The organism is Bacillus sp. 22446 (genome assembly GCF_052044955.1).
GTDB classification, from domain to species: domain Bacteria; phylum Bacillota; class Bacilli; order Bacillales; family Bacillaceae; genus Bacillus; species Bacillus altitudinis.
In genome coordinates this window covers 1-375 of the sequence record NZ_JBQEOD010000029.1, presented here as the reverse complement: position 1 = coordinate 375, position 375 = coordinate 1, and the positions used below count along the sequence as shown (strand labels likewise).

1 protein-coding gene is annotated in these 375 nt (G+C 62.1%); it reads right to left on the bottom strand.

Annotated features, from left to right (window positions below; genetic code table 11):
* A partial coding sequence (locus tag ACTJJD_RS19340) for a hypothetical protein (protein ID WP_440608758.1) occupies window positions 1–375 on the bottom strand: 375 nt, incomplete at both ends.

Here is a 375-nt window from a genome sequence, read left to right as displayed (position 1 = left end):
AAATACCAGCTAACCCTACTCCGGTTGCCCCGGTATCTCCCGTTGCTCCTGTGGCTCCGGTTACTCCGGTCGCTCCTGTATCTCCCGTAGCGCCCGTGGCTCCGGTTACTCCAGTCGCTCCCGTATCTCCCGTTACACCTGTGGCTCCGGTTACTCCAGTCGCTCCCGTATCTCCCGTTACTCCTGTGGCTCCGGTTACTCCGGTCGCTCCCGTATCTCCCGTTGCACCGGTCGCTCCGATTGCTCCTGTCGCTCCTGTATCTCCCGTTGCACCCGTGGCTCCTGTTCCTGTTGCCCCTGTGGCACCCGTATCTCCTGTGGCTCCGGTCGCTCCAGTAGCACCTGTATCTCCAGTAGCGCCGGTCGCTCCTGTTC